Raw genomic sequence first — 24,842 nt, forward strand, 5'->3', positions numbered from 1 at the left:
GCCCGTACGCGTCCGTTTCCGTCATCCCAAATGAACCAATACTGGCTCCAAGGTGAACTCTGGGCGACGAGTGTTCGAGCTCGCACCCCGACGGCTGTGGAGGGTGCCCGAGCCATGCCTAACCTGGGTGCATGGACGTGAACGCGGCGGTCGCCGCAGCGGCAGCGATCGCCGGGGTGCTCACCGGCGTCATCGCCATGCTCGCGTTCCGCTGGAGTGAGCGCGAGCAGAGCCGCCCCACCCGTAGCTCCCTGCACACCGACGCGGTCCTTCCGCCGGGCGTGGACACGGTCCTGTCGGTCCTCAGGTCGTCGGCCGTCGTTCTCGACGAGGCGGACGCCGTGGTCAAGGCCAGCTCGGCGGCGTACGCCCTCGGCCTGGTCCGCGGCGGCAAGCTCGCTGTCGAGCCGATGCTGCGGATGGCCCGGGACACCAGGCGGGACGGCGAGATACGCCAGGTCGAGCTGGATCTGCCACGGCGCGGCACCGGACGCGGAGAGGCCCTGGCCGTCTCCGCGCGGGTCGCGCCGCTCGGCTCCCGGCTGGTGCTGCTGCTCGTGGAGGACCTGACCGAGGCCCGCCGTATCGAGGCCGTCCGGCGCGACTTCGTCGCCAACGTCAGTCACGAGCTGAAGACGCCCGTCGGTGCCCTCTCGCTGCTCTCCGAGGCCGTGATGGACGCCTCCGAGGACCCCGAGGCGGTCGAGCGGTTCGCCGGGCGCATGCAGATCGAGGCCACCCGGCTCACGAACCTGGTGCAGGAGCTCATCGACCTGTCCCGGGTGCAGAACGACGACCCGCTGGAGGACGCCGAGCCGGTGCGCGTCGACGAGCTGGTCGCCGAGGCCGTCGACCGCTGCCGGCACCAGGCCGGCGCCAAGCAGATCACCATGGCCGCGGGAGGCGCCGCCGACCTGAACGTATGGGGAAACCGCGGCCAGCTCGCCGCCGCCCTCGGCAATCTCGTCGAGAACGCGGTCAACTACTCGCCCGCCCGCACCCGCGTCGGCATAGCGGCCCGCAGGGTGCACGCGCCCGGCGGGGAACACATCGAGATCGCCGTCACCGACCAGGGCATCGGCATCTCCGACAAGGACAAGGAGCGCATCTTCGAGCGCTTCTACCGCGTCGACCCGGCCCGCTCCCGTGCCACCGGTGGGACGGGACTGGGGCTGGCGATCGTGAAGCACGTGGCCGCCTCGCACGGCGGGGAGGTCACGGTGTGGAGCGCCGAAGGCCAGGGCTCCACCTTCACCCTGCGGCTGCCGGAGGCCGGTGCGGCCCGCGACCGCGCACATCAGCAGCCCGCCCGAGAGATACGCGCAGGAGGCGCGGGCCTCGACGAGGAGGCCGGGCGGTCCACCCTCACATCCCCCGAATCAACCGCGTACGAAACGCTTCCCGCCCCGGAGGTCCTTCCGTGACCCGTGTGCTCGTCGTCGAGGACGAGGAGTCCTTCTCCGACGCCCTGTCGTACATGCTCCGCAAAGAGGGCTTCGAGGTCGCCGTCGCGACCACCGGGCCCGACGGACTCGACGAGTTCGAGCGCAACGGCGCCGACCTCGTCCTCCTCGATCTGATGCTGCCCGGCCTGCCGGGCACCGAGGTGTGCCGTCAGCTGCGCGGTCGTTCCAACGTTCCCGTGATCATGGTGACCGCCAAGGACAGTGAGATCGACAAGGTCGTCGGTCTGGAGATAGGAGCCGACGACTACGTCACCAAGCCGTTCTCCTCGCGCGAGCTGGTCGCTCGCATCCGTGCCGTACTGCGCCGCCGCGGCGAGCCCGAGGAGGTCACTCCGGCGGCCCTGGAGGCCGGACCGGTCCGCATGGACGTCGACCGGCACGTGGTCACCGTCGGCGGCACCAAGATCGACCTGCCGCTGAAGGAGTTCGACCTGCTGGAGATGCTGCTGCGCAACGCGGGCCGGGTGCTCACCCGCATGCAGCTCATCGACCGGGTCTGGGGCGCCGACTACGTCGGTGACACCAAGACCCTCGACGTCCACGTCAAGCGCCTGCGCGCCAAGATCGAGCCGGACCCGGGCGCCCCGCGCTACCTGGTGACGGTCCGCGGTCTCGGTTACAAGTTCGAGCCGTAGACCGGCCGCGCACGACGGACGCACGAAGGGCGGGACCTCTCTCCGGAGAGAGGTCCCGCCCTTCGTGCGTCTGCTCAGTGCCCGGCGCCCGCGCTCGCCGAGGCCGCGTCGGTCGGCGTGCCGGACGCCTCGGGGCCACCCGGCGTCTGGCCGGCGGCGGGGCTCTCCGGCGCGCCCGACTCGCCCTCGGCGGGAGAACCCGACGGCGACGCGGAGGCGCCCGGCGCGGCCGGCACCTCGGTCGGGCCCCACTCCTTGAAGTAGTGCTCGGCGGGGACGACGAACGCGCGCAGGCTCACGGCACCCGTCTCGCTGAAGGTGAAGGTGACCTTCTGGGCGTTGCCGTCCTGCACGGCCTCACCGCTGTTCGGCACGATCGCCGTCGCGTTGTCCTTGCCGCCCAGGACCAGGGAGCCGCCGGGCGGGATGCTGAGGCTGCCGCCCTTGGCGGGCTTGAGCTCGGCGGTCTTGCCGGTGCCGGGGAGGGTGATGGACTCCAGCGTCTCGGCGCTCTCGCCGGAGTTGAAGAAGGTCGCGGAGATCGCGGCCGGGCCGGTCGACTCGGGGTCGGGCTGCGTGATCACGATCGCGTTCTGGACCTTGATGTCACCGACGCTCGTGGCCGCGTTGTCCGGCTGGACCTGCAGGGTCTGGGCGTTGTTGCCGGCGCCGCACGCGGCGAGCGAGGCGATCGAGAACGCGGTGACGGCGGCGGCGAGGGCACCGCGTCGAAGGCTGCGGCTCACGGCGGAGGCAACTCCTTGACTCGAGCGGAGCGGCCGGTGAAGCCGCCCTAAGTGTCTGTCAGCGGGCCTTAGGTTACCGAGCCGTCCCTGCCGCGCCGCACCCGACCCCCCGGCACCACTGATCCGCGCCCAAGTCGCGGATGACTCCTGCGTCACATTGGGGCGGTGCTCGTCCGCCATTCGCATAAGAGTCCGGGGCAGTGCCGCAGATTTTCCGTGAAGGAATGCGGGGCCACCTGGGAATTGATCACCGGTGGTCCGTCCGGGCGGCTCGTGATCAATTCCGGATTCGACCGGAACCCGGCTCGGGCCTCCGAACGGAGTAGCGGAAGTCGATCACATGGAACCGGACATATGGGGATGTTCGGCCGTCTGGAGGATGCTCCGGATGCGTGTAACGTACGCGTTTCCCTCACCCCGGAGAGCCGCTCCCACCTGCGAATACCTTCTTCCACTCCCTGTCCGAAGCACGTTCCTGTCGGAGTTGTCAAGCCCCGAGATACGCCCTGACCTGCGAAAACGCCATTCAGAACCCGGGATTTCCGTGTTACCCTGGATAGCCACGGAAGGGGTACCTGTCACATGACGTTCAAGGTTGGCGACACCGTGGTCTATCCCCATCACGGGGCCGCGCTGATCGAGGCTATCGAAACTCGCCAGATCAAAGGCGTGGACAAGACCTACTTGGTGCTGAAGGTCGCCCAGGGCGACCTGACGGTACGTGTGCCAGCGGACAATGCGGAGTTCGTCGGCGTGCGTGATGTGGTCGGTCAGGATGGGCTGGACCGGGTCTTCGAGGTGCTGCGCGCACCGTACGCAGAGGAGCCCACGAACTGGTCCCGCCGCTACAAGGCAAACCTGGAGAAGCTCGCCTCGGGCGATGTCATCAAGGTCGCGGAAGTCGTGCGTGACCTGTGGCGTCGTGAGCGCGAGCGTGGACTCTCCGCCGGTGAGAAGCGCATGCTCGCCAAGGCCCGCCAGATTCTGGTGAGCGAGCTCGCCCTCGCGGAGAACACCAACGAGGACAAGGCCGAGGCCCTGCTCGACGAGGTGCTCGCCTCCTGAGGTGAAGCCCGTCGCTCAGCGCTCTGCTGATCAAGCGCGCGCCTGCACATCGAAATGCCGCGGTGCCCGATGACGAATTCCCGTCGCCGGGCGCTGCGGCATGTTCGCACTCCGACGCCGATGCGCCGCCACCCCGGGTTGTGTTATCACTCACGCCCCGATGCTTGGTGGTGCTTGGTGTGCCGGGCCCGGGCAGCCGGCTCGACCGGCGTCACGGAAGGGTCCGGTCGAGCGCGTCGCGCCCGGCACTCCTCCAGGCCATACCCACGCCAGGCCAGCACACAAACCTGACAGGAACCGATGTCTGAAGATTCGCGTCCCTCGCCGTCCGCCGCCCCCTCCAGGGCCCGCACGGCGGCCGTGATCCCGGCCGCCGGCCGGGGTGTACGACTCGGCCCGGGCGCCCCCAAGGCGCTCCGCGCGCTGGGTGGCACCCCCATGCTGATCCACGCGGTCCGCGCGATGGCCGCCTCCCGCGCCGTCTCCCTGGTCGTCGTCGTGGCACCGCCCGACGGCGCCGCCGAGGTCAAGTCACTGCTCGACGCGCACGCCCTGCCCGAGCGGACGGACTTCCTCGTCGTCCCGGGCGGGCAGACCCGCCAGCAGTCCGTGAGACTCGGCCTCGACGCGCTGCCGCCCGGCCACGACATCGTGCTGGTGCACGACGCGGCCAGGCCCCTGGTCCCGGTGGACACCGTCGACGCCGTGATCGAGGCCGTACGGGACGGCGCCCCGGCCGTGGTCCCGGCGCTGCCGCTGGCCGACACCGTCAAGCAGGTCGAGCCCGCCGGCACCCCCGGCGAGCCGGAGCCGGTCGTCGCCACGCCCGAGCGGGCGCGGCTGCGGGCCGTGCAGACCCCGCAGGGCTTCGACCGGGCCACGCTGGTCCGGGCGCACGAGACGGTCACCGGCGAGGTCACCGACGACGCGGGCATGGTCGAGCAGCTCGGCCTCACGGTCGTGGCCGTCCCCGGTCACGAGGAGGCGTTCAAGGTCACCCGTCCTCTGGACCTGGTCCTCGCTGAGGCGGTCCTGGCCCGCAGGAGGCTCAACGATGGCTTCTGACGCGTCCGTGCCCGGACCCGTGCTCCCCCAGGTCGGCATCGGCACCGACATCCACGCCTTCGAGGAGGGCCGCGAGCTGTGGTGCGCCGGCCTGAAGTGGGAGGGCGAGGGCCCGGGCCTGGCCGGTCACTCCGACGCCGACGTCGTCGCCCACGCCGCCTGCAACGCCCTCTTCTCCGCCGCCGGCCTCGGCGACCTCGGGCAGCACTTCGGCACGGGCCGCCCCGAGTGGTCGGGCGCCTCCGGAGTCACCCTCCTGACGGAGGCCGCGCGCATCGTGCGCGGGGCGGGCTTCCGGATCGGCAACATCGCCGTACAGGTGGTGGGTCCCCGCCCGAAGATCGGCAAGCGCCGGGACGAGGCGCAGAAACTGCTGTCGGAGGCGGCCGGAGCCCCCGTGTCGGTGTCGGGTGCGACGACGGACGGGCTGGGCTTCCCCGGCCGGGAGGAAGGGCTGATGGCGGTGGCCACGGCCCTGGTCGTGCGCGTCGGCTGAGGGCGAGGGGCCCGGGAGGCCGATGGCCGATGTCACGAATACGCGCGCCCCGAGGGGAAGGTCCTGAGGCACACCCCGGGGCCCACTACCCTGGAGTGGTGACTATTCGCCTGTACGACACCAGCGCCCGGCAGATTCGTGACTTCTCCCCGCTCCGGCCGGGTTGCGTCTCGATCTACCTGTGCGGTGCCACCGTGCAGGCCGCCCCGCACATCGGGCACATCCGTTCCGGGCTGAACTTCGACATCATGCGCCGCTGGTTCGCCTACCGCGGCCACGACGTCGTGTTCGTGCGGAACGTGACCGACATCGACGACAAGATCATCGCCAAGTCGGCCGACCAGAACCGCCCCTGGTGGGCCATCGGCTACGAGAACGAGCGCGCGTTCAACGACGGCTACCACGCCCTCGGCTGCCTGCCCCCGACCTACGAGCCGCGTGCCACCGGCCACATCACCGAGATGGTCGAGATGATGCGCGGCCTCATCGAGCGCGGGCACGCCTACGAGGCCGACGGCAACGTCTACTTCGACGTGCGTTCCTTCCCGGAGTACCTGGCGCTGTCCAACCAGGAGCTGGACAACCTCCAGCAGCCCTCCGGCGCCGGTGAGACCGGCAAGCGCGACCCGCGGGACTTCGCCATGTGGAAGGCGGCGAAGCCGGGGGAGCCCAGCTGGGAGACACCGTGGGGCCGCGGCCGTCCCGGCTGGCACCTGGAGTGCTCGGCGATGGCGCACAAGTACCTCGGTACCGCCTTCGACATCCACGGCGGCGGCCTCGACCTGGTCTTCCCGCACCATGAGAACGAGATCGCCCAGGCCAAGGCCTACGGCGACGAGTTCGCCCGGTACTGGCTGCACAACGCCTGGGTCACCATGAGCGGCGAGAAGATGTCCAAGTCGCTCGGCAACTCGGTCCTGGTCAGCGAGATGGTCAAGCGCTGGCGCCCCATCGTGCTGCGCTACTACCTCGGCACCCCGCACTACCGCTCGATGATCGAGTACAGCGAGGAGGCCCTGCGCGAGGCCGAGTCGGCGTTCGCGCGGATCGAGGGCTTCGTGCAGCGCGTGGTCGAGAAGGCCGGCCCGGTCGAGCCCGCCGCCGAGGTGCCGCTGACCTTCGCCGAGGCCATGGACGACGACCTGGGCGTGCCGCAGGCGCTCGCCGTGGTGCACACCACCGTCCGGCAGGGCAACAGCGCGCTCGCCGCCGACGACAAGGAAGCGGCCGTGGCCCGGCTCGCCGAGGTCCGCGCGATGCTCGGCGTTCTCGGCCTCGACCCGCTCGACCCGCACTGGGCCGGCGAGGGCGACCGCGGCGAGACTGTGCTCAACCAGAGCGTGCACGGCGTGGTCGACACCCTCGTCCGCATGGTCCTCGACCAGCGCGAGGCGGCGCGGGCCCGCAAGGACTGGTCCACCGCGGACGCCATCCGCGACCAGCTGAGCCAGTCCGGCCTGGTCATCGAGGACAGCCCCCAGGGGCCGCGTTGGAGTCTCGGCCCGCGCTGAGACCGGCCCCACAGCTGATCGACTGTGCCGCCCGGGCCTCCGGGCGGCACACTGCAGAGACGGAACAGACGTACACAGACGTACGTACGAACACTTCACGGAGACGGGTAGCTCATGGCCGCGAACAACCGCCGCATGTCCGGCAAGAAGGGCGCGCAGGTCGGCAGTGGCGGCCAGCGACGCCGGGGCCTGGAGGGCAAGGGTCCCACCCCGCCCGCCGAGATGCGCAAGGGACACAAGAAGAACCGCGTCGCCAACGCCAAGGCGAAGCAGTCCGTGCGCCGGCCCGTGGCCCGTGGCCGCGGCGGCAAGGGCACGTCCGAGCTGGTCGTCGGACGCAACCCGGTCCTGGAGGCGCTGCGCGAGGGCGTCCCGGCCTCCACGCTCTACGTCCAGCAGTTCATCGACAACGACGAGCGGGTGCGCGAGGCCCTCCAGGTCGTCGCCGAGCGCGGCGGTATCAACCTCATGGAGGCGCCGCGCCCGGAGCTGGACCGGATGACCAACGGTCTCAACCACCAGGGCCTGGTCCTCCAGGTCCCGCCGTACGAGTACGCCCACCCGGAGGACCTGGCGGCCGCCGCCTACGACGACGGTGTGGACCCGCTGATCGTCGCGCTCGACGGCGTCACCGACCCGCGCAACCTCGGCGCCGTCGTCCGCTCCGTCTCCGCCTTCGGCGGGCACGGCGTCGTCGTCCCCGAGCGCCGTGCGGCCGGTATGACGGCCGGTGCCTGGAAGACGTCCGCCGGTACGGCGGCCCGCACCCCGGTCGCCCGCGCCACCAACCTCACCCGGGCGCTGGAGGCCTACAAGAAGGCGGGCATCACGGTCGTCGGCCTGGCCGCCGACGGCGAGGCCGAGCTGGGCGACCTGGCGGCTCTGGACGGCCCCGTCGTCATCGTCGTCGGCAGCGAGGGCAAGGGGCTGTCCCGGCTGGTCGGCGAGACCTGCGACCACCGGGTGCGCATCCCGATGCCGGGCGGCGCCGAGTCGCTCAACGCCGGTGTGGCGGCCGGGATCGTGCTGTACGAGGCGGCCCGTCGCCGACGCTGAACAGGTGTCCGGAACTTCACCCGTACGGGGTAATTCCGGTGTCATCGGGGCGACGAGGACAAGCTTGACGGGGTCCGGACAGATCCGGCGGGTCAAAGCAGTGTCCTAACCCGACGTCACTCGGTTAGATGAGTGTGGACACCAGAACACCCCGCACACCCACGGGGGACCGCTCGTCGGGACTCGACGACGCTCCCGCGCTGAGCATGGTGAAGGTGCCGAGCGACCCGGCGCAGGTCATCGTCAACCACGCGAGCTTTCGCGTGCAGTTGGGCGTTTCGACGCGTCGCGTCCAGTCCCCCCGGGTCGCACGGCATCTGACCGCCACCGAGGACACCACCCGCGTCCCCCTCGTGGGGGGCGGGGCGGACGGGGCCACCGCCCGACGCCGGCCCGTCGTCTGGAGCGGCAGATCCGCGCCGGACGACACCGGCGCGCACCGGCTCCTTCAGGCCGTGCGGCACGAGAGTGTCCGCCACGCCGACGAGTCCGCCTCCGCCTCCGACACCGGAGCCACCCAGGTCATCTCCCGCGTGGGCCCGGGCTACGACGATCCGGGATACCGGGGCGCCGGCCACAGCGGCGACGGCTACGCGGGTGACGGCTACGAGGGCGACCTCGCCCAGACCGTCGAGACCCCGGTCGTCGGCCCCCAGCGCACCCACGAGCCCGCCGACGGCACCCGGCTGCTGCCGCCCATGCGCACCGTCGGCAGCGCCTACGACGAACCGGGGTACGGGGACGGCGACTTCGAGGAGTCCGCCACCGGCGCGGACACCGTCGGGCGCCGGGCCAAGCGGCACGGCGACGACCCGGCCCGGCACGTCTACTACCCGGGCCGCCGGATGAACCTCGGCGTCGTCCTGCTCCCGCTGCGCGTCTTCCTGGGCTTCATCTCCATCTACGCCGGCATGGGCAAGCTGTGCGACCCCGTCTACTTCGACGGCGGCAAGCGCGGCTCGATGGTCAAGTGGCTCAACACCCTGCATCCGTGGGAAGTCGCCGAGCCGCTGCGCCAGTTCGCCCTCGAGCACCCGATCGGCGCCGGCCTGGTGATCGCCTTCGCGCAGGTCATCGTCGGCGTCCTGACGGTGCTGGGCTGCTGGCAGCGTGTCGCCGCCTGTCTGGGCGCCCTGCTGTCGGCCGCGCTGCTGGTCACGGTCAGCTGGAAGAGCGTCCCCGTCTACCAGACGCCCGACATCATCTACCTCGCCGCCTGGTCCCCGCTGATCATCGCCGGCGCTCCCGTCTACTCCGTCGACGGCCGACTGGCCGGCAGCGCCTGGCGTCGCCTCGGCCCCCGCGCCGACATCTGGGACCTGCGCCGCTACGTGCTGCGCCGCGGCGCCCTCGTCACCGCCATCGCCACCGGCGTCACCCTGCTCGTCGGCTCGCTGCTCGGCGGTGCCGTCCGCGACGCGGACCGGGTCGTCGTCCCCGGCCCCGGCGAGGCCCCGCGCAACGAACTGCCCGGCTCCCCGCTCCCGGGCGAGCCCGTCAAGCGGAAGGAGAAGCGGACCCCGTCGTTCTCCTCCTCGCCCACCCAGGGCGCCACGGCCGGCTCGGCCAGCCCCAGCGCGGGCACCACGACCAGGCCCGGCGCCACCCGCGACACCGGCACCGTCACCGGCGGTTCCCCGAGCCAGACCCAGGGCACCGCGGGCCAGGCACCGCCCCAGCAGTCCACCCCGGCCGACCAGGCCCCGAGCACCACGACCGGCCCCACCTCAGGCGGCGGCACGGCAACGGGCGGCACGGGCTCGACCGGCGGCACGGACGGCGGCGACTCCTCCACGGGCCGCTCCACGGGCCGCCCGGGCTTGGTGGGCGGGTTGCTGGGCTGACACCCGACCGGAACGCCGGAAGGCCCGGAAGGCCCCGCATCACGCAGATGCGGGGCCTTCTCGCGGGTAGGGGGACGAGGGCCTCAAGCGGCGCGGGGAACCGCGCGACAAGCCACGACGAGCGGTCAGCCGCCGACGGGGCAACCGGCCGAGCTCTCAGTGCCGACATCCTTGACGGCAGTCGGGCTTCTTGCGGACCGGTGCGAGTGGTGGAGCTTCAGTGCCCCGGTGTCGCCGGTTTCTTGGCGGGATCCGTGAGCCCTTCGCGGACCGGTGCGACCGGCGGAGCTCTCAGCGCGGCAGCGCCGTCGGCATCCTTGGACGGCAGTCAGGCCCCTCGGGGACCGGTGCGAGCGGTGGAGCCCGAGCGCCCCGGTGTCGCCGGCTCCTTGATGGGACCCGTCAGGTTCCTCGGGGACCGGTGCGAGAGGTGGAGCTCTCAGTGCCCCGGTGTCGCCGGTTTCTTGGCGGGATCGGTGAGCCCTTCGCGGACCGGTGCGACCGGCGGAGCTCTCAGCGTCCCAGCGCCGCCAGCTCCTTGGCCGCCTCGGTCAGGTCCTTCGCCGTGTCGATGGCCCGCCAGTACGACCCCTGGGGGATCGTGAACCCGGCCAGCCGTCGCTCGCGGGCGAGATGAGGGAACGTCGTCCGCTCATGGTCGCCCCGGTGCGGCAACAGCCCGGCGAACTCGGGGGAGAAGACGTACACGCCGGCGTTGATCTCGAAGGTCGACGGCGGTGCCTCGATGAAGTCGGTGATACGGCCGAAGCCGTCGGTCCGCACCGCGCCCCACGGCAGCCGGGGCCGGGCCAGCGCCAGGGTCGCGAGGGCGTCCCGCTCGGCGTGGAAATCGGCCATGTCCCGCAGCGAGAACCGCGTCCAGATGTCCCCGTTCGTCGCGTACCAGGGCTGGTCGGGGTGGGGCAGATGCGCTGCGGCGTACTTGAGGCCGCCGCCGCGTCCGAGCGGCTCGGGCTCGACGACCGTCGTGACGGAGACGGGCAACTCGGCCGTCTCCAGCCACTTCTGCAGCACCTCGGCGAGATGGCCGCACGAGACGACGACGTCCGTCACCCCCTCGTCGGCGAGCCAGGACAGCTGATGGCCGATGATCGGCGCCCCCGTCCCGGGGATCTCGACCATCGGCTTGGGCCGGTCGTCCGTGTACGGACGCAGCCGGGAGCCCTGGCCACCGGCCAGAACGACGGCTTGAACGGGGCGGGACGCGGCGCTCGTATCGCTCATGGACACGAACTGTACGTGGCGTCCCGCCCGGGACTGCGGCCGACGACGCTTCCCGTCGGCCGTGACGGACTTCCCACCCGGTGGCAGGGCGGTGGGCTCAGCTGTGCGCGGCGGCGACGCCGGTGGCGAAGGCGGTGTCGCAGACCGGGCGGGCGTAGGACTGGGCGCGGGTCGGGCCGTAGACCCGGACGGCGGCCTGGCCGAGGGCGCGGGCGATGGAGGCGCAGTGTTTCGCCAGCGAAGGGCGGCCGTTGACGGCCTGCTGGAGGTGGGTGAGGGCGACGCCCGGGTTCTCCTCCTGCAGTTCGGTCAGCAGCTTGTCGCGCAGGACGTCCTGGGGGGCGCGCTTGGCGGCCTGTGGGGTGCCCACGGAGGTGTTCGCGGCGGTGAGCACCGGGTCGGTGGAGTTCCCCGACCAGTTGACTCGGGTGACCGCGAGGGTCCCGGAGAGCACCAGGACGACGGGCAGGACGAAAGCGAGGGTGCGGCCGATCCGGCGGGCGGGGCCCCGGCCGCGTCGCGTCTGTTGGTTCATGGAGTGCTTCACGCGTGTGAGGGTAGCGCCCCGTAATGGTTTGTAGACATTTAGTCACCGGTATGGGGGATGAGAGAGTGCCACTTTCCGGGTAAGGCGTTGACGCACACTGCTCGAAACGTCCGGTCTGCCGGGGTGTTTGTCGACAACGAAGAGGGCCCCGCAGCGCGCTGCGGGGCCCTCTTCGTCAACCTGGGTGATTCACCCGGGGGTTGTGCGATGCCGGTTGATCAGTCGGACAGGCGCGCACCGGTCGACGTCGCGAACACGTGGGTCTCGCCGGCGCGGGGCACGACGTGCAGCTGGCTGCCCTTCTCCGGGACGTCACGGCCGTTGACGCGGACGACGAGGTCCTTGGACTCGTCGCCGACCTTCGCGGTGCCGTAGACGTACGCGTCGGCGCCGAGTTCCTCGACGACGTTGACGGTGACGGCGAGGCCCTGCTCGATGTCCGACACCTCGAAGTGCTCGGGGCGGACGCCCACGGTGACGGTCTTGTCGGTGGCGGCGGCGATCGCGTCACGCTGCACCGGGACGACCGACTTGCCGAACTTCACGCCGCCGTCGGTGATCGGCACCTCGACGAGGTTCATCGCCGGGGAGCCGATGAAGCCGGCCACGAAGAGGTTGGCGGGCTTGTCGTACATGTTGCGCGGGGTGTCGATCTGCTGGAGCAGGCCGTCCTTGAGGACCGCCACGCGGTCGCCCATCGTCATGGCCTCGACCTGGTCGTGGGTGACGTAGACGGTGGTGATGCCCAGGCGGCGCTGGAGCGAGGCGATCTGCGTACGCGTGGACACACGGAGCTTGGCGTCCAGGTTGGACAGCGGCTCGTCCATGAGGAACACCTGGGGCTCACGCACGATGGCGCGGCCCATGGCGACACGCTGGCGCTGACCGCCGGAGAGGGCCTTCGGCTTGCGGTCCAGGTACTCGGCGAGGTCGAGGATCTTCGCGGCCTCCTCGACCTTCTGCCGGATCTCCGCCTTGTTGACGCCGGCGATCTTGAGCGCGAAGCCCATGTTGTCGGCGACGGTCATGTGCGGGTAGAGCGCGTAGTTCTGGAACACCATGGCGATGTCCCGGTCCTTGGGCGGCAGGTGCGTGACGTCGCGGTCGCCGATGCGGATGGCGCCGCCGTTGACGTCCTCGAGCCCCGCGAGCATGCGGAGCGAGGTGGACTTGCCGCAGCCGGAGGGGCCGACGAGGACGAGGAACTCGCCGTCCTCGATGTCGATCTCCAGCGCGTCGACGGCGGGCTTGGTGGAACCCGGGTAGATCCGGGTCGCCTTGTCGAACGAGACAGTGGCCATGGTGAATGAACCCCTTCTACCGGCAGGAACGTGCCGGACGATCCGAGTAGGAAGGCGGTGCCACGACGGTCATTCCGTTGTGGTGTAGTCCACGCGTGTGAACTGGCTCAGGACGGTACCCGGCGTTCACACGTATGTCAGTAGTTCCGAGCGTGTGAACTTCGCGGAAATTTTCGAAGCGGCGTCTCAGGGCTGTCCGTAACGGTCCGCGAGCACCGCGACCGCCCGGGCGACGGCCTGCCGGAGGGCGGGAGGGCCGAGCACCTCCGCCTCGGTGCCGAGCCGGAGCAGGTCGCCCACGGCCACCGCCTCCGACTCCACGGTCAGCTCCACCTCGACCCAGCCGTCTCCGTCGGGCGGTCCCGCGCTCTCCAAGGCCCGTACGCCCGCCGCGCCGAACCACATCGGCAGCAGCCGCCGCGCGCGGGGTGAGATCCGCAGCCGCGCGGTGTCCTGCTGGAGTGCGGCCTCCAGACGCCGGGAGGAGTCGGCCCAGTAGGTGGCCAGGCCGAACCCCGCGGGCCGCTCGAAGATCTCCCCCGTCTCCTCCACGGCCAGGACACGCGACACCCGGTAGGTCCGTACGGTCTCCTCCGCCAGCGCCACCAGGTACCAGATGCCGCCCTTCAGGACGAGCCCCAGCGGACGCACCTCCCGGCGCACCTCGCCGCGCCGGCGCCGGTAGTGCAGCCGCAGCACCCGCCGCTCCCACACGGCCCCCGCGACGGCCTCCAGGCACGGCACCGGGTCGGCCTCCCGGAACCAGGCGGGCGCGTCCAGATGGAACCGTTCCTGGACCCGCCGCGCCTGCCCGGACAGCTCGGCCGGCAGGGCCGCCTGCACCTTCAGCTGGGCACTGGTCAGCACAGCTCCCAGTCCCAGGTCCCGCGCGGGCCCGGGCATCCCGGCGAGGAACAGGGAACCGGCCTCGGCGTCGGTCAGCCCGGTCAGCCGCGTCCGGTACCCGTGCATCAGCCGGTAGCCGCCCTCCGGCCCCCGGTCCGCACGCACCGGCACACCGGCCGCCCCCAGCGCCTCTATGTCCCGGTAGACCGTCCGCACCGACACCTCCAGCTCCGCGGCGAGCTCGGGCGCGGTCGTCCGCCCGCGGTTCTGGAGCAGCAGGAGCAGCGAGAGGAGCCGGTCGGCGCGCATGGGGGCCATTGTCGCGGCGCCCGCCGCCGTACCTGACAGGAGATGTCAGGTACGGCGTCCAGGCTGATCACACGTCCACCCGACCGAAAGGACCACCCATGCCCGGCCTCCGCACCACCACCGGTCACTTCACCTTCGCCGACTGGCAGGAACGCGTGATCGGCCCCGGCGAGGACGCGAACCCCCGCCTCGCCCACGCCTCCGTCCGGAACACCTTCACCGGCGGCATCGAGTCGGCCGCGACCAGCTGCGAGTACTCGATCGTCTACGTCACCGCGAAGACCGGCTCCTTCGCCGGCATGGAACTCCTCACCGGCCGCGTCGACGGACGCGAGGGGAGCTTCGCGGTCGAGGAACGCGGGTCCTTCGGCGAGGACGGCACCGTGCACTGCGCCTTCGAGGTGGTGCCGGGCTCGGGGAGCGGAGAGCTGACCGGCCTGGAGGGGAAGGGCGCCTTCACCGCACGGCACGGTGAGACGGCGGTGGAGTATCGGTTCGCCTACCAGGTGCGGTAGCCGGCCGGTCGCAACGGAACGCCGTGGCTCGGCGTAACGGGCTCTGTGTACAGTGGAGCCGCCCTCACGCGCGGCAACGCGACGCACGGCGCCCGCCTCCTTAGCTCAGCTGGCCAGAGCAACGCACTTGTAATGCGTAGGTCGTCGGTTCGAATCCGACAGGGGGCTCCGAGAAACCCCAGGTCAGACATCAGCTGACCTGGGGTTTTCTGTTACTCGGGGGCTTCCCACGGCACGGGGGACCTCTCCCAGGCGCCGGGAGTGACGTCAACACGGTGGTACGCGGCCTAAGAGCGCTGCGCGACGAGGGAGTGCGGGAGTTCCGACGGGGCCGGGGCGTGACCGTGGCCCACGGGGCGGACCAGCGCTCAGCACTACTGGATCGGGTACGCGATGTCGTGGCCGACGCGGCGCGCCTCGGATGCAGCACGGACGACCGCATCGACATGATCAGGGGGATTTCGTGACCGACCCAGCAGGGCGGAGGAGCAGTGCGGCGTGGAGTGCCGCCGGGTGGGCCATAGGAGTCCTGGTGCTGCTGGTGGCGCTGCCCCTGGCTGCCGCCGGCCGGCTGCCGGACCGGCTGGCGACACACTGGGATGCCGGCTCCGGCAAGCCCGACAGTTCCATGCCGCTCTGGGCCGCGACGTTCTTCCCGGCGCTGATCTGGGGGGTGATGACGGCGATCGTGGCGTTGGTTCTGTGGCGGGCACGCGGCAGTGCGAAGGGTGCGACGCGCGGTTGGGTCGGCGCGACCCTGGGGTGCGGCGGTGTGACACTCCTCGGCGGGCAGGCGTCTGTCGTGCGGGCGAACCTGGACCACGCGGACTGGCACGAGGCGGACTCGGTGACAGGCTGGGTCGCGATGACCCTCGTGGGAGCGGTGGTCGTGGGTGGGGCCGCCTTGCTGGCTGGTCGCCGGGCACCGGCCGTGGGGCCGGGGGTGGGGGGCTCGACGATGGAAACACCGGAGGGGGAGCGGTTGGTGTGGCTCTCCCGTACGTCCAACCCCTGGCTCCATGGCACAGCCGCCGTGACCGGTGCCGTAGCAGTGGCAGCGCTCGTGGCGGCGGTGGGTGGCTTGATGGGTTCTGAGGCTGCGCTGCTGGCCGGGCCCTTCGCTCTCGCCTCCGTGGTGGTGCTCGGCTGTGCGTCGGCGCAGGCGCGGGTCAGCGAGAAGGGACTTGAGGTCGCCTTGGGCCCGCTTGGCTGGCCGGCCCGGCGGTGGGCGGCCGAGAGTATTGCCTCTGCCCGTGTCGAGACGCGGACGCCTGCCCAGGTCGGCGGCTGGGGATACCGGCTGAGCGGGCTGGGCACCACCGTGATGCTGCGTAGCGGGGAGTGCCTGGTGATCCGCACCGACGAGGGTAAGGACTTTGCCGTCAGCGTGGATGACGCCGAGCGTGGAGCTGCCCTCCTGAACTCCCTGATCGGTCGACGTCCAAGCTGATGAGCTGGTCCTGGCCGTCCCCTACGACCCGCCACGACAAGTGGGTGCTGCTGTCGGACGGCAACTACATCTGGGGCGGCCTGCTCAAGGGCAACGAGGTGGGCAACGTGTCCACGCCCTGTTTCTGACAGACCGGCACGTGCCGCGGTACCCGGCGAAGGGGTACCGCGGCACAGCTTCACCTCATGCTCGCTTTCCGCCTCTCCGCACGCGTCAGAGGCCGCGAGCGCGCAGCCGCCGGGCGATCTCCAGTTGGGCGTCGTCGACGCGGCGGCCGTCCTCGATGTCCCACAGGGTGTTCTGGAGGAGGCGGCCGAGGGTCCAGGCGTGGGCCCGGGGGCGGTCCAGGGCGAGGATGCCGGTCATGGCGTCGAAGCGCCAGACGATGTCGTCGGGGTCGAAGCGGTTGTCCAGGGCGGGCCACAGTTCGAAGCCCGGGTCGCCCGCGAGGGGCTTGGGGTCGATCGCGAGCCAGGGGGCGCGGCCCGAGGCGAGGACGTTCTCGTCGTGGAGATCCCAGTGCAGGAGCCGGTCGCCCGGCTCGTCGGCGACCTCGCGTACGGTGGCCGCGCAGTCGGCGACGAGCCGGCGGGCCTCCGGGTCGGGGATGCGGGTGAGGGCCCAGGGGGTCCGGTCGAGCATGGCCCCCGCGATGTCGCCGAGGCGGCGTATGCCGGGCGGCGCCGGGAAGGACGTGAGGTGGGCCAGGAGCTCGGCGATGGTGACCACGGCCTGGTGGGCGTCCGGCACGTGGGACAGCATGCGGGTCTCGTCGAGGCGCTCCAGGAGCATGGTGCCGGTGGGCTCGTCGTGGTCGAGGAGGCGGACGGCACCGTCGCCGTTCCAGGCGCGCAGTGCGACCGGTTCGCCCTCGCTCTCCTCGTCGGGGATCTGGAGTTTGAGGACCGCCGCGGTGCCGTCGGCGCGGACGACCGGCAGGACCAGGGCGGAGACGCCGTGCATGGCCGGTCCGTCGGGTCTCAGGTCCCAGTGGTCGAGGAAGCGCTCCGTCAGCTCGGGGAGTCCGGCGATGAAGGCGCGGCCCGCCTCGCCGTTGAACTTCTCCTGTGACGCCGCCAGTTCCCGGGGGATGTCGATCACTCCCGGCACGGTAGTGGGGCGGGCCGGGTGGGGCATGTGGATTGTGCGCTGAAGGTGTGTGGGCGAGGGCTTCCGCCGGTCGTCCTCGGGCAGGTCGAGGTCGCGCTGGGTGGCGGGGAGGGCGATGGTCGGGAGGGATGCTGTCCCCGGCGGTGGCCGGGGCGAAGCGGACGTGCTGGGCCTGGCCGCCGGAGAGTTCGAGGGGAGCGGCGGCCGGGCCCGGGGCGATGACGGCCCGGCCCCGGCAGCGGCGTGGGCCGGTGTCCACGGGAGGGCCGGGGCGGTCCGCTGCCGCGGGTTCGTTGTCGTCGGCGGGGCATCAGGTCATGGCTCCAAGACCACCTTTCCGGTCGTGCCGCGGGTCTCCAGTGCCCGGTGCGCGGCCGCTGCCTCGCTCAGCGGGTAGCGCTGTACGGCCGGGGTGAGCCGGCCGGCCGCGGCTTCGGCGAGGGCGCGCAGTTCGAGGGTGCGGACGGGGTCGGGCCCGCCGGCCTTGGCGAGCATCACCGGGCCCAGGACCTCCTCGGAGACGCCGTCGACCAGGTAGGGGCCGCCGTCCCGGATGCCCTCGCCGGACCAGCCGAAGACGATGTGCCGGCCGCCGGGGCCGAGGAGTTCGACGGCTGCGCGGGCGACGTCGCCGCCGACGCCGTCGAAGACGATGCTCGCGGTCCGGCCGCCGAGATGGGCCCGGACCTTCGCGGGCCAGTCGGGGTCCTTGTAGTCGACGGCGAGGTCGGCGCCGCCGCCCCGCACACGGGCGGTCTTCTCCGGTCCGCCCGCGAGGCCCACGACGGTCGCGCCCGCGTTCTTGGCGTACTGCACGAGGAGGGTGCCGATCCCCCCGGCGGCGGCCGGGACGACGACCACCGAGTCGGGGCCGAGGTCGGCGAACTGGAGGATCCCCATCGCCGTACGGCCGGTGCCGATCATGGCGACGGCCCCGGCGAAGTCCAGGTTGCCGGGGATCTCGTGCAGGCGCTCGACCTCGGTGACGGCCAGTTCGGCGTAACCGCCGGGGACGAAGCCGAGGTGGGCGACGACCTTCTTGCCCAGCCACAGTCCGTCCACGCCCTCGCCCAGGGACTCCACGACACCGGCGACCTCGCGGCCCGGGACGGTGGGCAGCGGGGTCCGCTCGGCCGCAGGGCCGCCCCGCATGCCCTCGCGCAGGGCCGCGTCCAGGAGGTGGACGCCCGCCGCGCGCACGGCGACACGGACCTGGCCCGGACCCGGGAGCGGGTCCTCCACCTCCTCGTAGGTGAGGTTCTCGGGCGGGCCGAAGGCGTGCAGGCGGATGGCGTGCATGGCGACTCCTCTGGTGGGGCGTTCCGGTGCGGCACCAGCCTTCAACCTCAAGCTTGCTTGAGGTCAAGCTCAAGTCGGCCCAGGGCCAGGGAGACGGCCGTCAGGGCGCTGTTGAAGGAGACCTCCGACAGCACACCGGGGGCCGCGACCTGGTCACCGGCGAGGTAGACCCCGTCGCCCCGGTCCACGGCCGGGCGGTCCCGCCAGCTGGTGCCGGGCGGATCGACCGCACCCGTACGGCCGTTGGCCACCGCCTCGCGCCGCCAGGTGACGCGCTCGCGCCAGCCCGGGAAGCCCAGGTCGAGCAACTGCTCGGCGCGTGCGGTGGCGTCGGCCTTGGACTCGTGCGGGGCGAGGGGGATCTGACCCTGGATCAACTGCTCACCGGCCGGAGCGAGAGTGCGGTCCTGGGCGGTGAAGCGCTCCAGCCAGCCGGGCGCGTCCAGGTCGGAGATCGCGAAGGCGTCCCCGCGTCGGCTGCGCAGGGCCAGGTCGACGAGGGCGGTACGGCCGCTCGGCCAGCTCAGGGAGTCGTCACCGAGCAGGCGGCGGGCGGCGTCGAGGGAGGTGGCGACGACGACCGGCGTGTCGGTGGGCAGCGTGTCGACCCGGGACAGCGTCTCCATCCGGACGCCCAGGTTCCAGGCGCGGGAGGCCATCCGGTCGATGAGGCTCCCCCAGCCGCCGCGCGGGTAGTGGGCCTCGGGCGGCAGCTTGGTGGCCCGGCGCAGCCGCTCCTGCACGAACGCGGCCGACAGCGACCCGGGGTCGTGGTGGAACAGTGCGACCGCCGCGTAGTGGGCGGCGGCCCGGGCTCCCTCCTCGCCCGCGATGCCGGTCGCCCAGGACAGGAAGTCGGCGTCCACGGGGGCCTGCCGGACCGTACGGCGCAGCAGCTTCAGCATCGGGAAGGGCGGGGTGCGGCGCAGCACGCCCTGGTGCCGCAGCCTCAGCCGGGCCGCCTCCAGGGGCGGGAGCGGGGCGAGCGGGCCGATCAGGTCGCGCTGCTTGAGCCAGGCCCAGTGCGGGCCGCCGTTGTAGAGGGCGTGCGGGCCCTCGTTGGTGCGGTAGGGGCCCTCGGCGGTGCGCGCCCGGCCACCGAGGGTGTGGTGGGCCTCGTGGACGGTGACCTTGGCGCCCGCCTCGGCTGCGGTGATGGCCGCGGTCAGGCCGGCGAAGCCGCCGCCGATGACGGTGATGCGGTGCATGGCTGGGGATCTCCCTCGGGTCGGGGTCGCCTTCTGGAAAGTACGACCGATCGAGGGCGCCGGAATGTGACATCACCGGTGTCCGCGCAGGTCAGGGCCGTTGTCAGTGGCGGGGTGCAGCATGGGGGCATGGCGAGGAGAGCGGCGGGCGGTACGGGTGTGAAGGGCGCGCGGCGACCGGAGGTGCGGCTGCCGGTGCTGGAGCCGTACGAGGGCGGCGGGCTGGAGCCCGACGGAGATTACGACGGGCTGGACTTCCGCGAGGCCGATCTCTCCGGGCAGGACGGAGGGGGCGCCCGCTTCATGGACTGCGCCCTGACGGGCTGCGCGCTGGGCGAGACCCGGCTGCGGCACGCCAGATTCCTGGACTCGGCCCTGACCGGCGTCAGGGGCGTGGGTACCGACCTCGCCGAGGCGACCCTGCGCGATGTGGAGCTGACCGACGCCCGGCTCGGCGGACCGCAGTTGCACGGGGCGGTGCTGGAGCGGGTGCTGGTGCGCGGCGGCAAGATCGACTACTTGAACCTGCGCACGGCCCGGCTCAGAGACGTCGTCTTCGAGGGCTGCGTCCTGGTCGAGCCGGACTTCGGCGGTGCCCGTCTGGAGCGTGTGGAGTTCGTGGACTGCGCGCTGAAGGGCGCCGACTTCCACGCGGCGACCCTGACGGACGTCGACCTGCGGGGGGCGGCTTCCCTGGAGATCAGCCGCGGGCTGGACCGGCTGTCGGGGGCAGTGATCAGCACGGCGCAGCTACTGGATCTGGCGCCGGTGCTGGCCGCGCAGTGGGGGATCCGCGTGGAGGGCTGACGCCGGGCGGTGGCGGCAACCGGCAGCGGCGACGGACAGCGGCTGCGGGCGGCGGCGCCGGACGGCGGGGGCGGTGGCTGCGGACAGCGGCAACCGGCAGCGGCTGCGTACAGCGGTGACGGACGGATGCTGCGAACAGCGGCAACCGGCGGCGGCTGGGGGCGGTGGCTGCGGACTGCGGTGGACGGACAGCGGCTGCGGGCGGTGGCGGCAACCGGCAGCGGCCGCGGACAGCGGCGACGGACAGCGGCTGCGGGCGGCGGCGCCGGACGGCGGGGGCGGTGGCTGCGGACAGCGGCAACCGGCAGCGGCTGCGTACAGCGGTGACGGACGGATGCTGCGAACAGCGGCAACCGGCGGCGGCTGGGGGCGGTGGCTGCGGACTGCGGTGGACGGACAGCGGCTGCGGGCGGTGGCGGCAACCGGCAGCGGCCGCGGACAGCGGCGACGGACAGCGGCTGCGGGCGGCGGCGCCGGACGGCGGGGGCGGTGGCTGCGGACAGCGGCAACCGGCAGCGGCTGCGTACAGCGGTGACGGACGGATGCTGCGAACAGCGGCAACCGGCGGCGGCTGGGGGCGGTGGCTGCGGACTGCGGTGGACGGACAGCGGCTGCGGGCGGTGGCGGCAACCGGCAGCGGCCGCGGACAGCGGCGAGGGACGGCGGCTGGGGGCGGCGGCGCCGGACGGCGGGGGCGGTGGCTGCGGACAGCGGCAACCGGCAGCGGCTGCGTACAGCGGTGACGGACGGATGCTGCGAACAGCGGCAACCGGCGGCGGCTGGGGGCGGTGGCTGCGGACTGCGGTGGACGGACAGCGGCTGCGGGCGGTGGCGGCAACCGGCAGCGGCCGCGGACAGCGGCGAGAGACGGCGGCTGCAGGCGGCGGCGATGGGTGGTGGCTGCGGGCGGCGGCGCTGGGCGGCTGCAAGGCGGCGGCAACGGACAGCGGCGACGGACGGCGGTCCGGGGGGGGGCGATAGGCGGTTACGGGAAGCGGTAGGTGGTTACGGCAGGCGGGGGAAGCGGGCCTGGAGGGTCCAGATCGCCGGGTTCTCCGCGAGGTCGTCGTGCAGGTCGGTGAGGTCGGCGATCAGGTCGTGCAGGAAGTCCCGGGCCTCGCGGCGCAGTTCGGAGTGGGAGACGGTGAGTGCGGGCTCCTCCGCGCGCATCCAGTCGGCCTCGATGTCCACCCACCCGAAACGCCGCTCGAACAGCATCCGGTCCGTCGACTCGGTGAAGTCCAGCTCCGCCCGCTGCGGCCGGGACGCCCTCGAACCCGCCGGGTCCCGGTCGATCCGCTCCACGATGTCGCACAGCGCCCACGCGAAGTCGAGCACCGGCACCCATCCCCAGGCCGTGGACACCTCGTGATCCGTCTTGGTGTCCGCCAGATAGACGTCCCCGCAGAACAGGTCGTGCCGCAGCGCCCGGACGTCCGCGCGGCGGTAGTCGGTCTGCGGCGGGTCCGGAAAGCGGTTGGAGAGGGCGTAGCCGATGTCGAGCACGGAGGTGATGGTGTCACGTGATCGTAGGATCGCGAGCGTGGCCCGATCTGTACGTCTTGTCCCCCCGCTGCCCGCGCCCGCCCTGCTCGCCTGCGCTCTCGTGCTCACCGCGTGCGGCGGCGGGGTGCACGGCACTCCGGGCGGCTCGGGCGTCCGCGACCCGTACTTCCCGAAGGCCGGCAACGGCGGCTACGACGTCGCCCACTACGGCCTGCGCCTCGCCTACGACCCCGAGGCCCACCACCTCACCGGCACGGCCACCCTCACCGCCCGCGCCACCCAGGACCTCTCCGCCTTCAACCTGGACCTGCTCGGCATGGAGGTCGAGCAGGTCACCGTCGGTCAGGAGATCGCCCGCTGGAACCGCGCCGGGCAGGAGCTCACCGTCCGGCCGCACGACGACATCGACCGGGACGAGACGTTCAGCGTGACCGTCCGCTACTCCGGGGCGCCCGAGACCGTCACCGACCCGGACGGCTCCCGCGAGGGCTGGCTGCGCACCACGGACGGGGTGCTCGCACTCGGCGAGCCGACGGGGTCGATGGCGTGGTTCCCCGGCAACCACCACCCCTCCGACAAGGCGGCGTACGACCTCGCGGTGACCGTGCCGAAGGGCCTGCGGGCCGTGTCGAACGGACAGTTGCGAGGCGAGACGACGGCGCGGGGGCGTACGACGTTCGTGTGGCACTCGGGTGAGCCGATGGCGAGCTATCTCGCCACGCTCGCGATCGGCCGCTTCGAGATCAGTCGCTCCAGGGCGGGGGAGCTGCCCGTGTACACGGCCGTCGACCCGGCCGAGGCGGCGGCGAGCCGGCCCGTGCTCCGGCGGATTCCGGAGGTGCTGCGGTGGGCGGAGCGACGGTTCGGGCCGTACCCCTTCTCCTCCACCGGCGCGATCGTCGACCGCGCACCCGACGTCGGCTACGCCCTGGAGACGCAGAGCCGCCCGGTGTTCCCCGGTGCTCCCGACATGACGCTCCTCGTCCATGAGCTCGCCCACCAGTGGTACGGCGACTCCGTCACGCCCGAGAGCTGGCGGGACATGTGGCTCAACGAGGGGTTCGCGACGTACGCGGAGTGGCTGTGGGAGGAGGACCACGGCGGGGACAGCGCCCGGGAGACGTTCGACGCGCTGTACTCGGGTGCGTACTTCGACACGGAGGAGGCCGGGGAGGAGATCTGGGAGTTTCCCCCGGCGGATCCGCCGAGCGCCGCGCGGATCTCCGACCCGCCGGTGTACTGGCGGGGGGCGATGGTGCTGCAGAAGGTGCGGGAGGCCGTGGGGGACGCGAGGTTCTTCGGGATTCTCCGGGGCTGGGCGGCGACCTACCGGCACGGGAACGCCGACACCGCCGACTTCACCGCCTATGTCGAGAAGAGGGCACCCGGGGAGGACTTGGCGGGGGTCTGGGACGCGTGGCTGTACGGGGAGGGGAAACCGGAGCGGCCCTGAGGCCTCACGCCGGAGCCCCCGGCCCGGTACCCGCGACGCTGTTGGTGCCAACAGCGTCGTCCGATACCCGCGGCCGGGGGCTCCTCACGTCACACGTGGACGGAGGGCGTCCGTCAGACGTTCACGCCGAAGTCCTGGGCGATGCCGACCAGGCCCGAGGCGTAGCCCTGGCCGACCGCGCGGAACTTCCACTCCGCGCCGTTGCGGTACAGCTCGCCGAAGACCATGGCCGTCTCGGTGGCCGCGTCCTCCGACAGGTCGTAGCGGGCGATCTCCGTGCCGCCGGCCTGGTTGACGATGCGGATGTAGGCGTTGCGCACCTGGCCGAAGTTCTGCGAGCGGTTCTCCGCGTCGTAGATCGACACCGGGAAGACGATCTTCTCGATGTCGGCCGGGAGGCCTGCGAGGTTGACGTTGATCGCCTCGTCGTCGCCGGCGCCTTCACCCGTGCGGTTGTCACCGGTGTGGACGATCGTGCTGTCCGGCGTCTCCTTGTTGTTGAAGAAGACGAAGTGGGCGTCCGAGTAGACCTTGCCCTGCGTGTTGACCGCGATCGCCGAGGCGTCGAGGTCGAAGTCCGTGCCGGTGGTGGTGCGGACGTCCCAGCCGAGGCCCACGGTGACGGCGGTCAGGCCCGGAGCCTCCTTGGTGAGCGAGACGTTGCCACCCTTGGACAGGCTTACAGCCATTGTTGGGAGTCCCTTCCCTCGTTTATGTGCGGCAAAGACACTGCGGCATCGAAGCTACAGCTACCTCCATGAACGTGGAGAGGGGTACGCGAGGTTCCAGCTCCTTTACTTTCTTTACCGGCGATTATTCGGGTGACGTGGACGGGTCAGGAGCGGGAACATGGGGGGCATGTCCGGTCCTCACGTCATCCGCGGCTCCGTCTCCCTGCCCGAGGCCGAGCTCATGTGGCGTTTCTCGCGGTCGTCGGGGCCGGGCGGGCAGCACGTCAACACCAGCGACTCCAAGGTCGAGCTGAGCTTCGACCTGGCGAAGACCGAGGCGCTGCCCGCGGTGTGGAAGCAGCGGGCCCTGGAGCGGCTGGCCGGGCGCCTGGTCGACGGGGTCGTCACCGTGCGGTCGTCCGAGCACCGCTCCCAGTGGCGCAACCGCGAGGCCGCCGCCGTACGCCTCACCGCGCTCCTGGCCGAGGCCACCGCACCCCCGCCCAAGCCCCGCAAGCCGACCCGGATTCCCCGGGGCATCAACGAACGGCGGCTGCGCGAGAAGAAGCAGCGCTCGGAGACGAAGCGCGGACGCGGCGGGCAGAACTGGGCCTAGGCCCCTTCTGATGGATCTCCGCGGCGTCGCGACGCCCGGCACGCTCCCCCGTTCTCGGCTTCGCTCGAACGGGAG

General features: G+C 72.0%; 24 protein-coding genes, 1 tRNA gene and 1 pseudogene. 16 read left to right on the top strand and 10 right to left on the bottom strand.

Going from position 1 to position 24,842, the window contains the following annotated elements; all coding sequences use genetic code 11:
- The first annotated feature begins 131 nt into the window (after positions 1-131).
- Together phoR and phoP are read left to right on the top strand one after the other, a co-directional pair.
- Entirely contained in the window at positions 132-1,424 is a 1,293-nt protein-coding gene (gene phoR / locus QNO09_RS30455; RefSeq protein ID WP_283973476.1) for a two-component system sensor histidine kinase PhoR, read from the top strand.
- Between the two features lie 5 nt (positions 1,425-1,429).
- Entirely contained in the window at positions 1,430-2,101 is a 672-nt protein-coding gene (gene phoP, locus QNO09_RS30460; RefSeq protein WP_020271862.1) for a two-component system response regulator PhoP, read from the top strand.
- Between the two features lie 74 nt (positions 2,102-2,175).
- Here phoP and QNO09_RS30465 read toward each other — a convergent pair whose 3' ends face one another.
- Positions 2,176-2,847 (bottom strand): copper chaperone PCu(A)C domain-containing protein, encoded by a 672-nt coding sequence (locus QNO09_RS30465; RefSeq protein WP_283973477.1) that lies wholly within the window; start codon positions 2,845-2,847, stop codon positions 2,176-2,178.
- 582 nt (positions 2,848-3,429) lie between these two features.
- Between QNO09_RS30465 and QNO09_RS30470 the strand changes: the two genes are divergently transcribed.
- The 6 genes from QNO09_RS30470 (at position 3,430) to QNO09_RS30495 (ending at position 9,884) form a co-directional block, all read left to right on the top strand.
- Entirely contained in the window at positions 3,430-3,912 is a 483-nt protein-coding gene (locus tag QNO09_RS30470) for a CarD family transcriptional regulator (protein ID WP_003953493.1), read from the top strand.
- A gap of 300 nt (positions 3,913-4,212) precedes the next feature.
- Complete coding sequence (ispD, locus tag QNO09_RS30475) at positions 4,213-4,977, top strand: 2-C-methyl-D-erythritol 4-phosphate cytidylyltransferase (RefSeq protein ID WP_283973478.1); 765 nt, start codon at positions 4,213-4,215, stop codon at positions 4,975-4,977.
- Positions 4,967-5,473, top strand: a complete 507-nt coding sequence (gene ispF / locus QNO09_RS30480) for a 2-C-methyl-D-erythritol 2,4-cyclodiphosphate synthase (protein WP_283973479.1) — start codon at positions 4,967-4,969, stop codon at positions 5,471-5,473. Before ispD ends, ispF begins: the two co-directional genes overlap by 11 nt.
- Before the next feature lie 98 nt (positions 5,474-5,571).
- Positions 5,572-6,984: a cysteine--tRNA ligase gene (cysS, locus tag QNO09_RS30485; RefSeq protein WP_283973480.1), complete on the top strand. Its 1,413-nt coding sequence runs from the start codon at positions 5,572-5,574 to the stop codon at positions 6,982-6,984.
- A gap of 114 nt (positions 6,985-7,098) precedes the next feature.
- Positions 7,099-8,040 (top strand): 23S rRNA (guanosine(2251)-2'-O)-methyltransferase RlmB, encoded by a 942-nt coding sequence (gene rlmB, locus QNO09_RS30490; protein ID WP_283973481.1) that lies wholly within the window; start codon positions 7,099-7,101, stop codon positions 8,038-8,040.
- Between the two features lie 128 nt (positions 8,041-8,168).
- Complete coding sequence (locus QNO09_RS30495; protein ID WP_283973482.1) at positions 8,169-9,884, top strand: DoxX family protein; 1,716 nt, start codon at positions 8,169-8,171, stop codon at positions 9,882-9,884.
- A 513-nt stretch (positions 9,885-10,397) separates the two neighbouring features.
- On the opposite strand, the gene QNO09_RS30500 is transcribed toward QNO09_RS30495, so the two are convergent.
- The 4 genes from QNO09_RS30500 to QNO09_RS30515 all read right to left on the bottom strand — a co-directional run bounded on the left by QNO09_RS30500 (position 10,398) and on the right by QNO09_RS30515 (position 14,132).
- Positions 10,398-11,129: a nucleotidyltransferase family protein gene (locus tag QNO09_RS30500; RefSeq protein WP_283973483.1), complete on the bottom strand. Its 732-nt coding sequence runs from the start codon at positions 11,127-11,129 to the stop codon at positions 10,398-10,400.
- A 97-nt stretch (positions 11,130-11,226) separates the two neighbouring features.
- Complete coding sequence (locus tag QNO09_RS30505) at positions 11,227-11,676, bottom strand: hypothetical protein (RefSeq protein WP_283973484.1); 450 nt, start codon at positions 11,674-11,676, stop codon at positions 11,227-11,229.
- 218 nt (positions 11,677-11,894) lie between these two features.
- Positions 11,895-12,977 carry an ABC transporter ATP-binding protein gene (locus tag QNO09_RS30510; RefSeq protein WP_283973485.1) on the bottom strand — a complete coding sequence of 361 codons (1,083 nt, stop codon included), beginning with the start codon at positions 12,975-12,977 and terminating at the stop codon, positions 11,895-11,897.
- A gap of 186 nt (positions 12,978-13,163) precedes the next feature.
- Positions 13,164-14,132, bottom strand: a complete 969-nt coding sequence (locus tag QNO09_RS30515; RefSeq protein WP_283973486.1) for a helix-turn-helix transcriptional regulator — start codon at positions 14,130-14,132, stop codon at positions 13,164-13,166.
- A 98-nt stretch (positions 14,133-14,230) separates the two neighbouring features.
- Here QNO09_RS30515 and QNO09_RS30520 point away from each other — a divergent pair, with 98 nt between their 5' ends.
- From QNO09_RS30520 to QNO09_RS30540, 5 genes and pseudogenes are all read left to right on the top strand, one after another.
- Positions 14,231-14,647, top strand: coding sequence for a DUF3224 domain-containing protein (locus tag QNO09_RS30520; protein WP_283973487.1), 417 nt, complete (start codon positions 14,231-14,233; stop codon positions 14,645-14,647).
- 94 nt (positions 14,648-14,741) lie between these two features.
- Positions 14,742-14,815: transfer RNA gene (locus QNO09_RS30525), tRNA-Thr, on the top strand.
- Between the two features lie 89 nt (positions 14,816-14,904).
- A pseudogene (locus QNO09_RS30530) lies at positions 14,905-15,114 on the top strand (GntR family transcriptional regulator); the annotation flags it as partial.
- Between the two features lie 65 nt (positions 15,115-15,179).
- Positions 15,180-16,097, top strand: coding sequence for a DUF1648 domain-containing protein (locus QNO09_RS30535; RefSeq protein ID WP_283973488.1), 918 nt, complete (start codon positions 15,180-15,182; stop codon positions 16,095-16,097).
- Positions 16,097-16,225, top strand: coding sequence for a hypothetical protein (locus tag QNO09_RS30540; RefSeq protein WP_283973489.1), 129 nt, complete (start codon positions 16,097-16,099; stop codon positions 16,223-16,225). Before QNO09_RS30535 ends, QNO09_RS30540 begins: the two co-directional genes overlap by 1 nt.
- 85 nt (positions 16,226-16,310) lie before the next feature.
- On the opposite strand, the gene QNO09_RS30545 is transcribed toward QNO09_RS30540, so the two are convergent.
- The 3 genes from QNO09_RS30545 to QNO09_RS30555 form a co-directional block, all read right to left on the bottom strand.
- Complete coding sequence (locus tag QNO09_RS30545; RefSeq protein ID WP_502962364.1) at positions 16,311-17,234, bottom strand: aminoglycoside phosphotransferase family protein; 924 nt, start codon at positions 17,232-17,234, stop codon at positions 16,311-16,313.
- A 288-nt stretch (positions 17,235-17,522) separates the two neighbouring features.
- A complete protein-coding gene (locus QNO09_RS30550) occupies positions 17,523-18,506 on the bottom strand; it encodes a zinc-binding dehydrogenase (RefSeq protein ID WP_283973491.1) in 984 nt (327 codons plus the stop codon).
- A gap of 47 nt (positions 18,507-18,553) precedes the next feature.
- Entirely contained in the window at positions 18,554-19,714 is a 1,161-nt protein-coding gene (locus QNO09_RS30555) for an FAD-dependent oxidoreductase (protein ID WP_283973492.1), read from the bottom strand.
- Between the two features lie 129 nt (positions 19,715-19,843).
- On the opposite strand from QNO09_RS30555, the gene QNO09_RS30560 reads away from it, so the two are divergent.
- Positions 19,844-20,521 (top strand): pentapeptide repeat-containing protein, encoded by a 678-nt coding sequence (locus QNO09_RS30560; protein ID WP_283973493.1) that lies wholly within the window; start codon positions 19,844-19,846, stop codon positions 20,519-20,521.
- A gap of 1,005 nt (positions 20,522-21,526) precedes the next feature.
- Here the strand turns inward: QNO09_RS30560 and QNO09_RS30565 are convergent.
- Positions 21,527-22,027, bottom strand: a complete 501-nt coding sequence (locus QNO09_RS30565) for a hypothetical protein (protein ID WP_184561072.1) — start codon at positions 22,025-22,027, stop codon at positions 21,527-21,529.
- A gap of 7 nt (positions 22,028-22,034) precedes the next feature.
- On the opposite strand from QNO09_RS30565, the gene QNO09_RS30570 reads away from it, so the two are divergent.
- Positions 22,035-23,480, top strand: coding sequence for a M1 family metallopeptidase (locus QNO09_RS30570; RefSeq protein WP_283973498.1), 1,446 nt, complete (start codon positions 22,035-22,037; stop codon positions 23,478-23,480).
- A 113-nt stretch (positions 23,481-23,593) separates the two neighbouring features.
- Here the strand turns inward: QNO09_RS30570 and QNO09_RS30575 are convergent, their stop codons facing one another.
- Entirely contained in the window at positions 23,594-24,169 is a 576-nt protein-coding gene (locus QNO09_RS30575; protein WP_283973494.1) for a TerD family protein, read from the bottom strand.
- A gap of 160 nt (positions 24,170-24,329) precedes the next feature.
- Here QNO09_RS30575 and arfB point away from each other — a divergent pair, with 160 nt between their 5' ends.
- Positions 24,330-24,767 carry an alternative ribosome rescue aminoacyl-tRNA hydrolase ArfB gene (gene arfB / locus QNO09_RS30580; protein ID WP_283973495.1) on the top strand — a complete coding sequence of 146 codons (438 nt, stop codon included), beginning with the start codon at positions 24,330-24,332 and terminating at the stop codon, positions 24,765-24,767.
- Positions 24,768-24,842 lie beyond the last annotated feature (75 nt).

It is taken from the genome of Streptomyces sp. 378 (assembly GCF_030124145.1).
Taxonomy (GTDB): Bacteria; Actinomycetota; Actinomycetes; order Streptomycetales; family Streptomycetaceae; genus Streptomyces.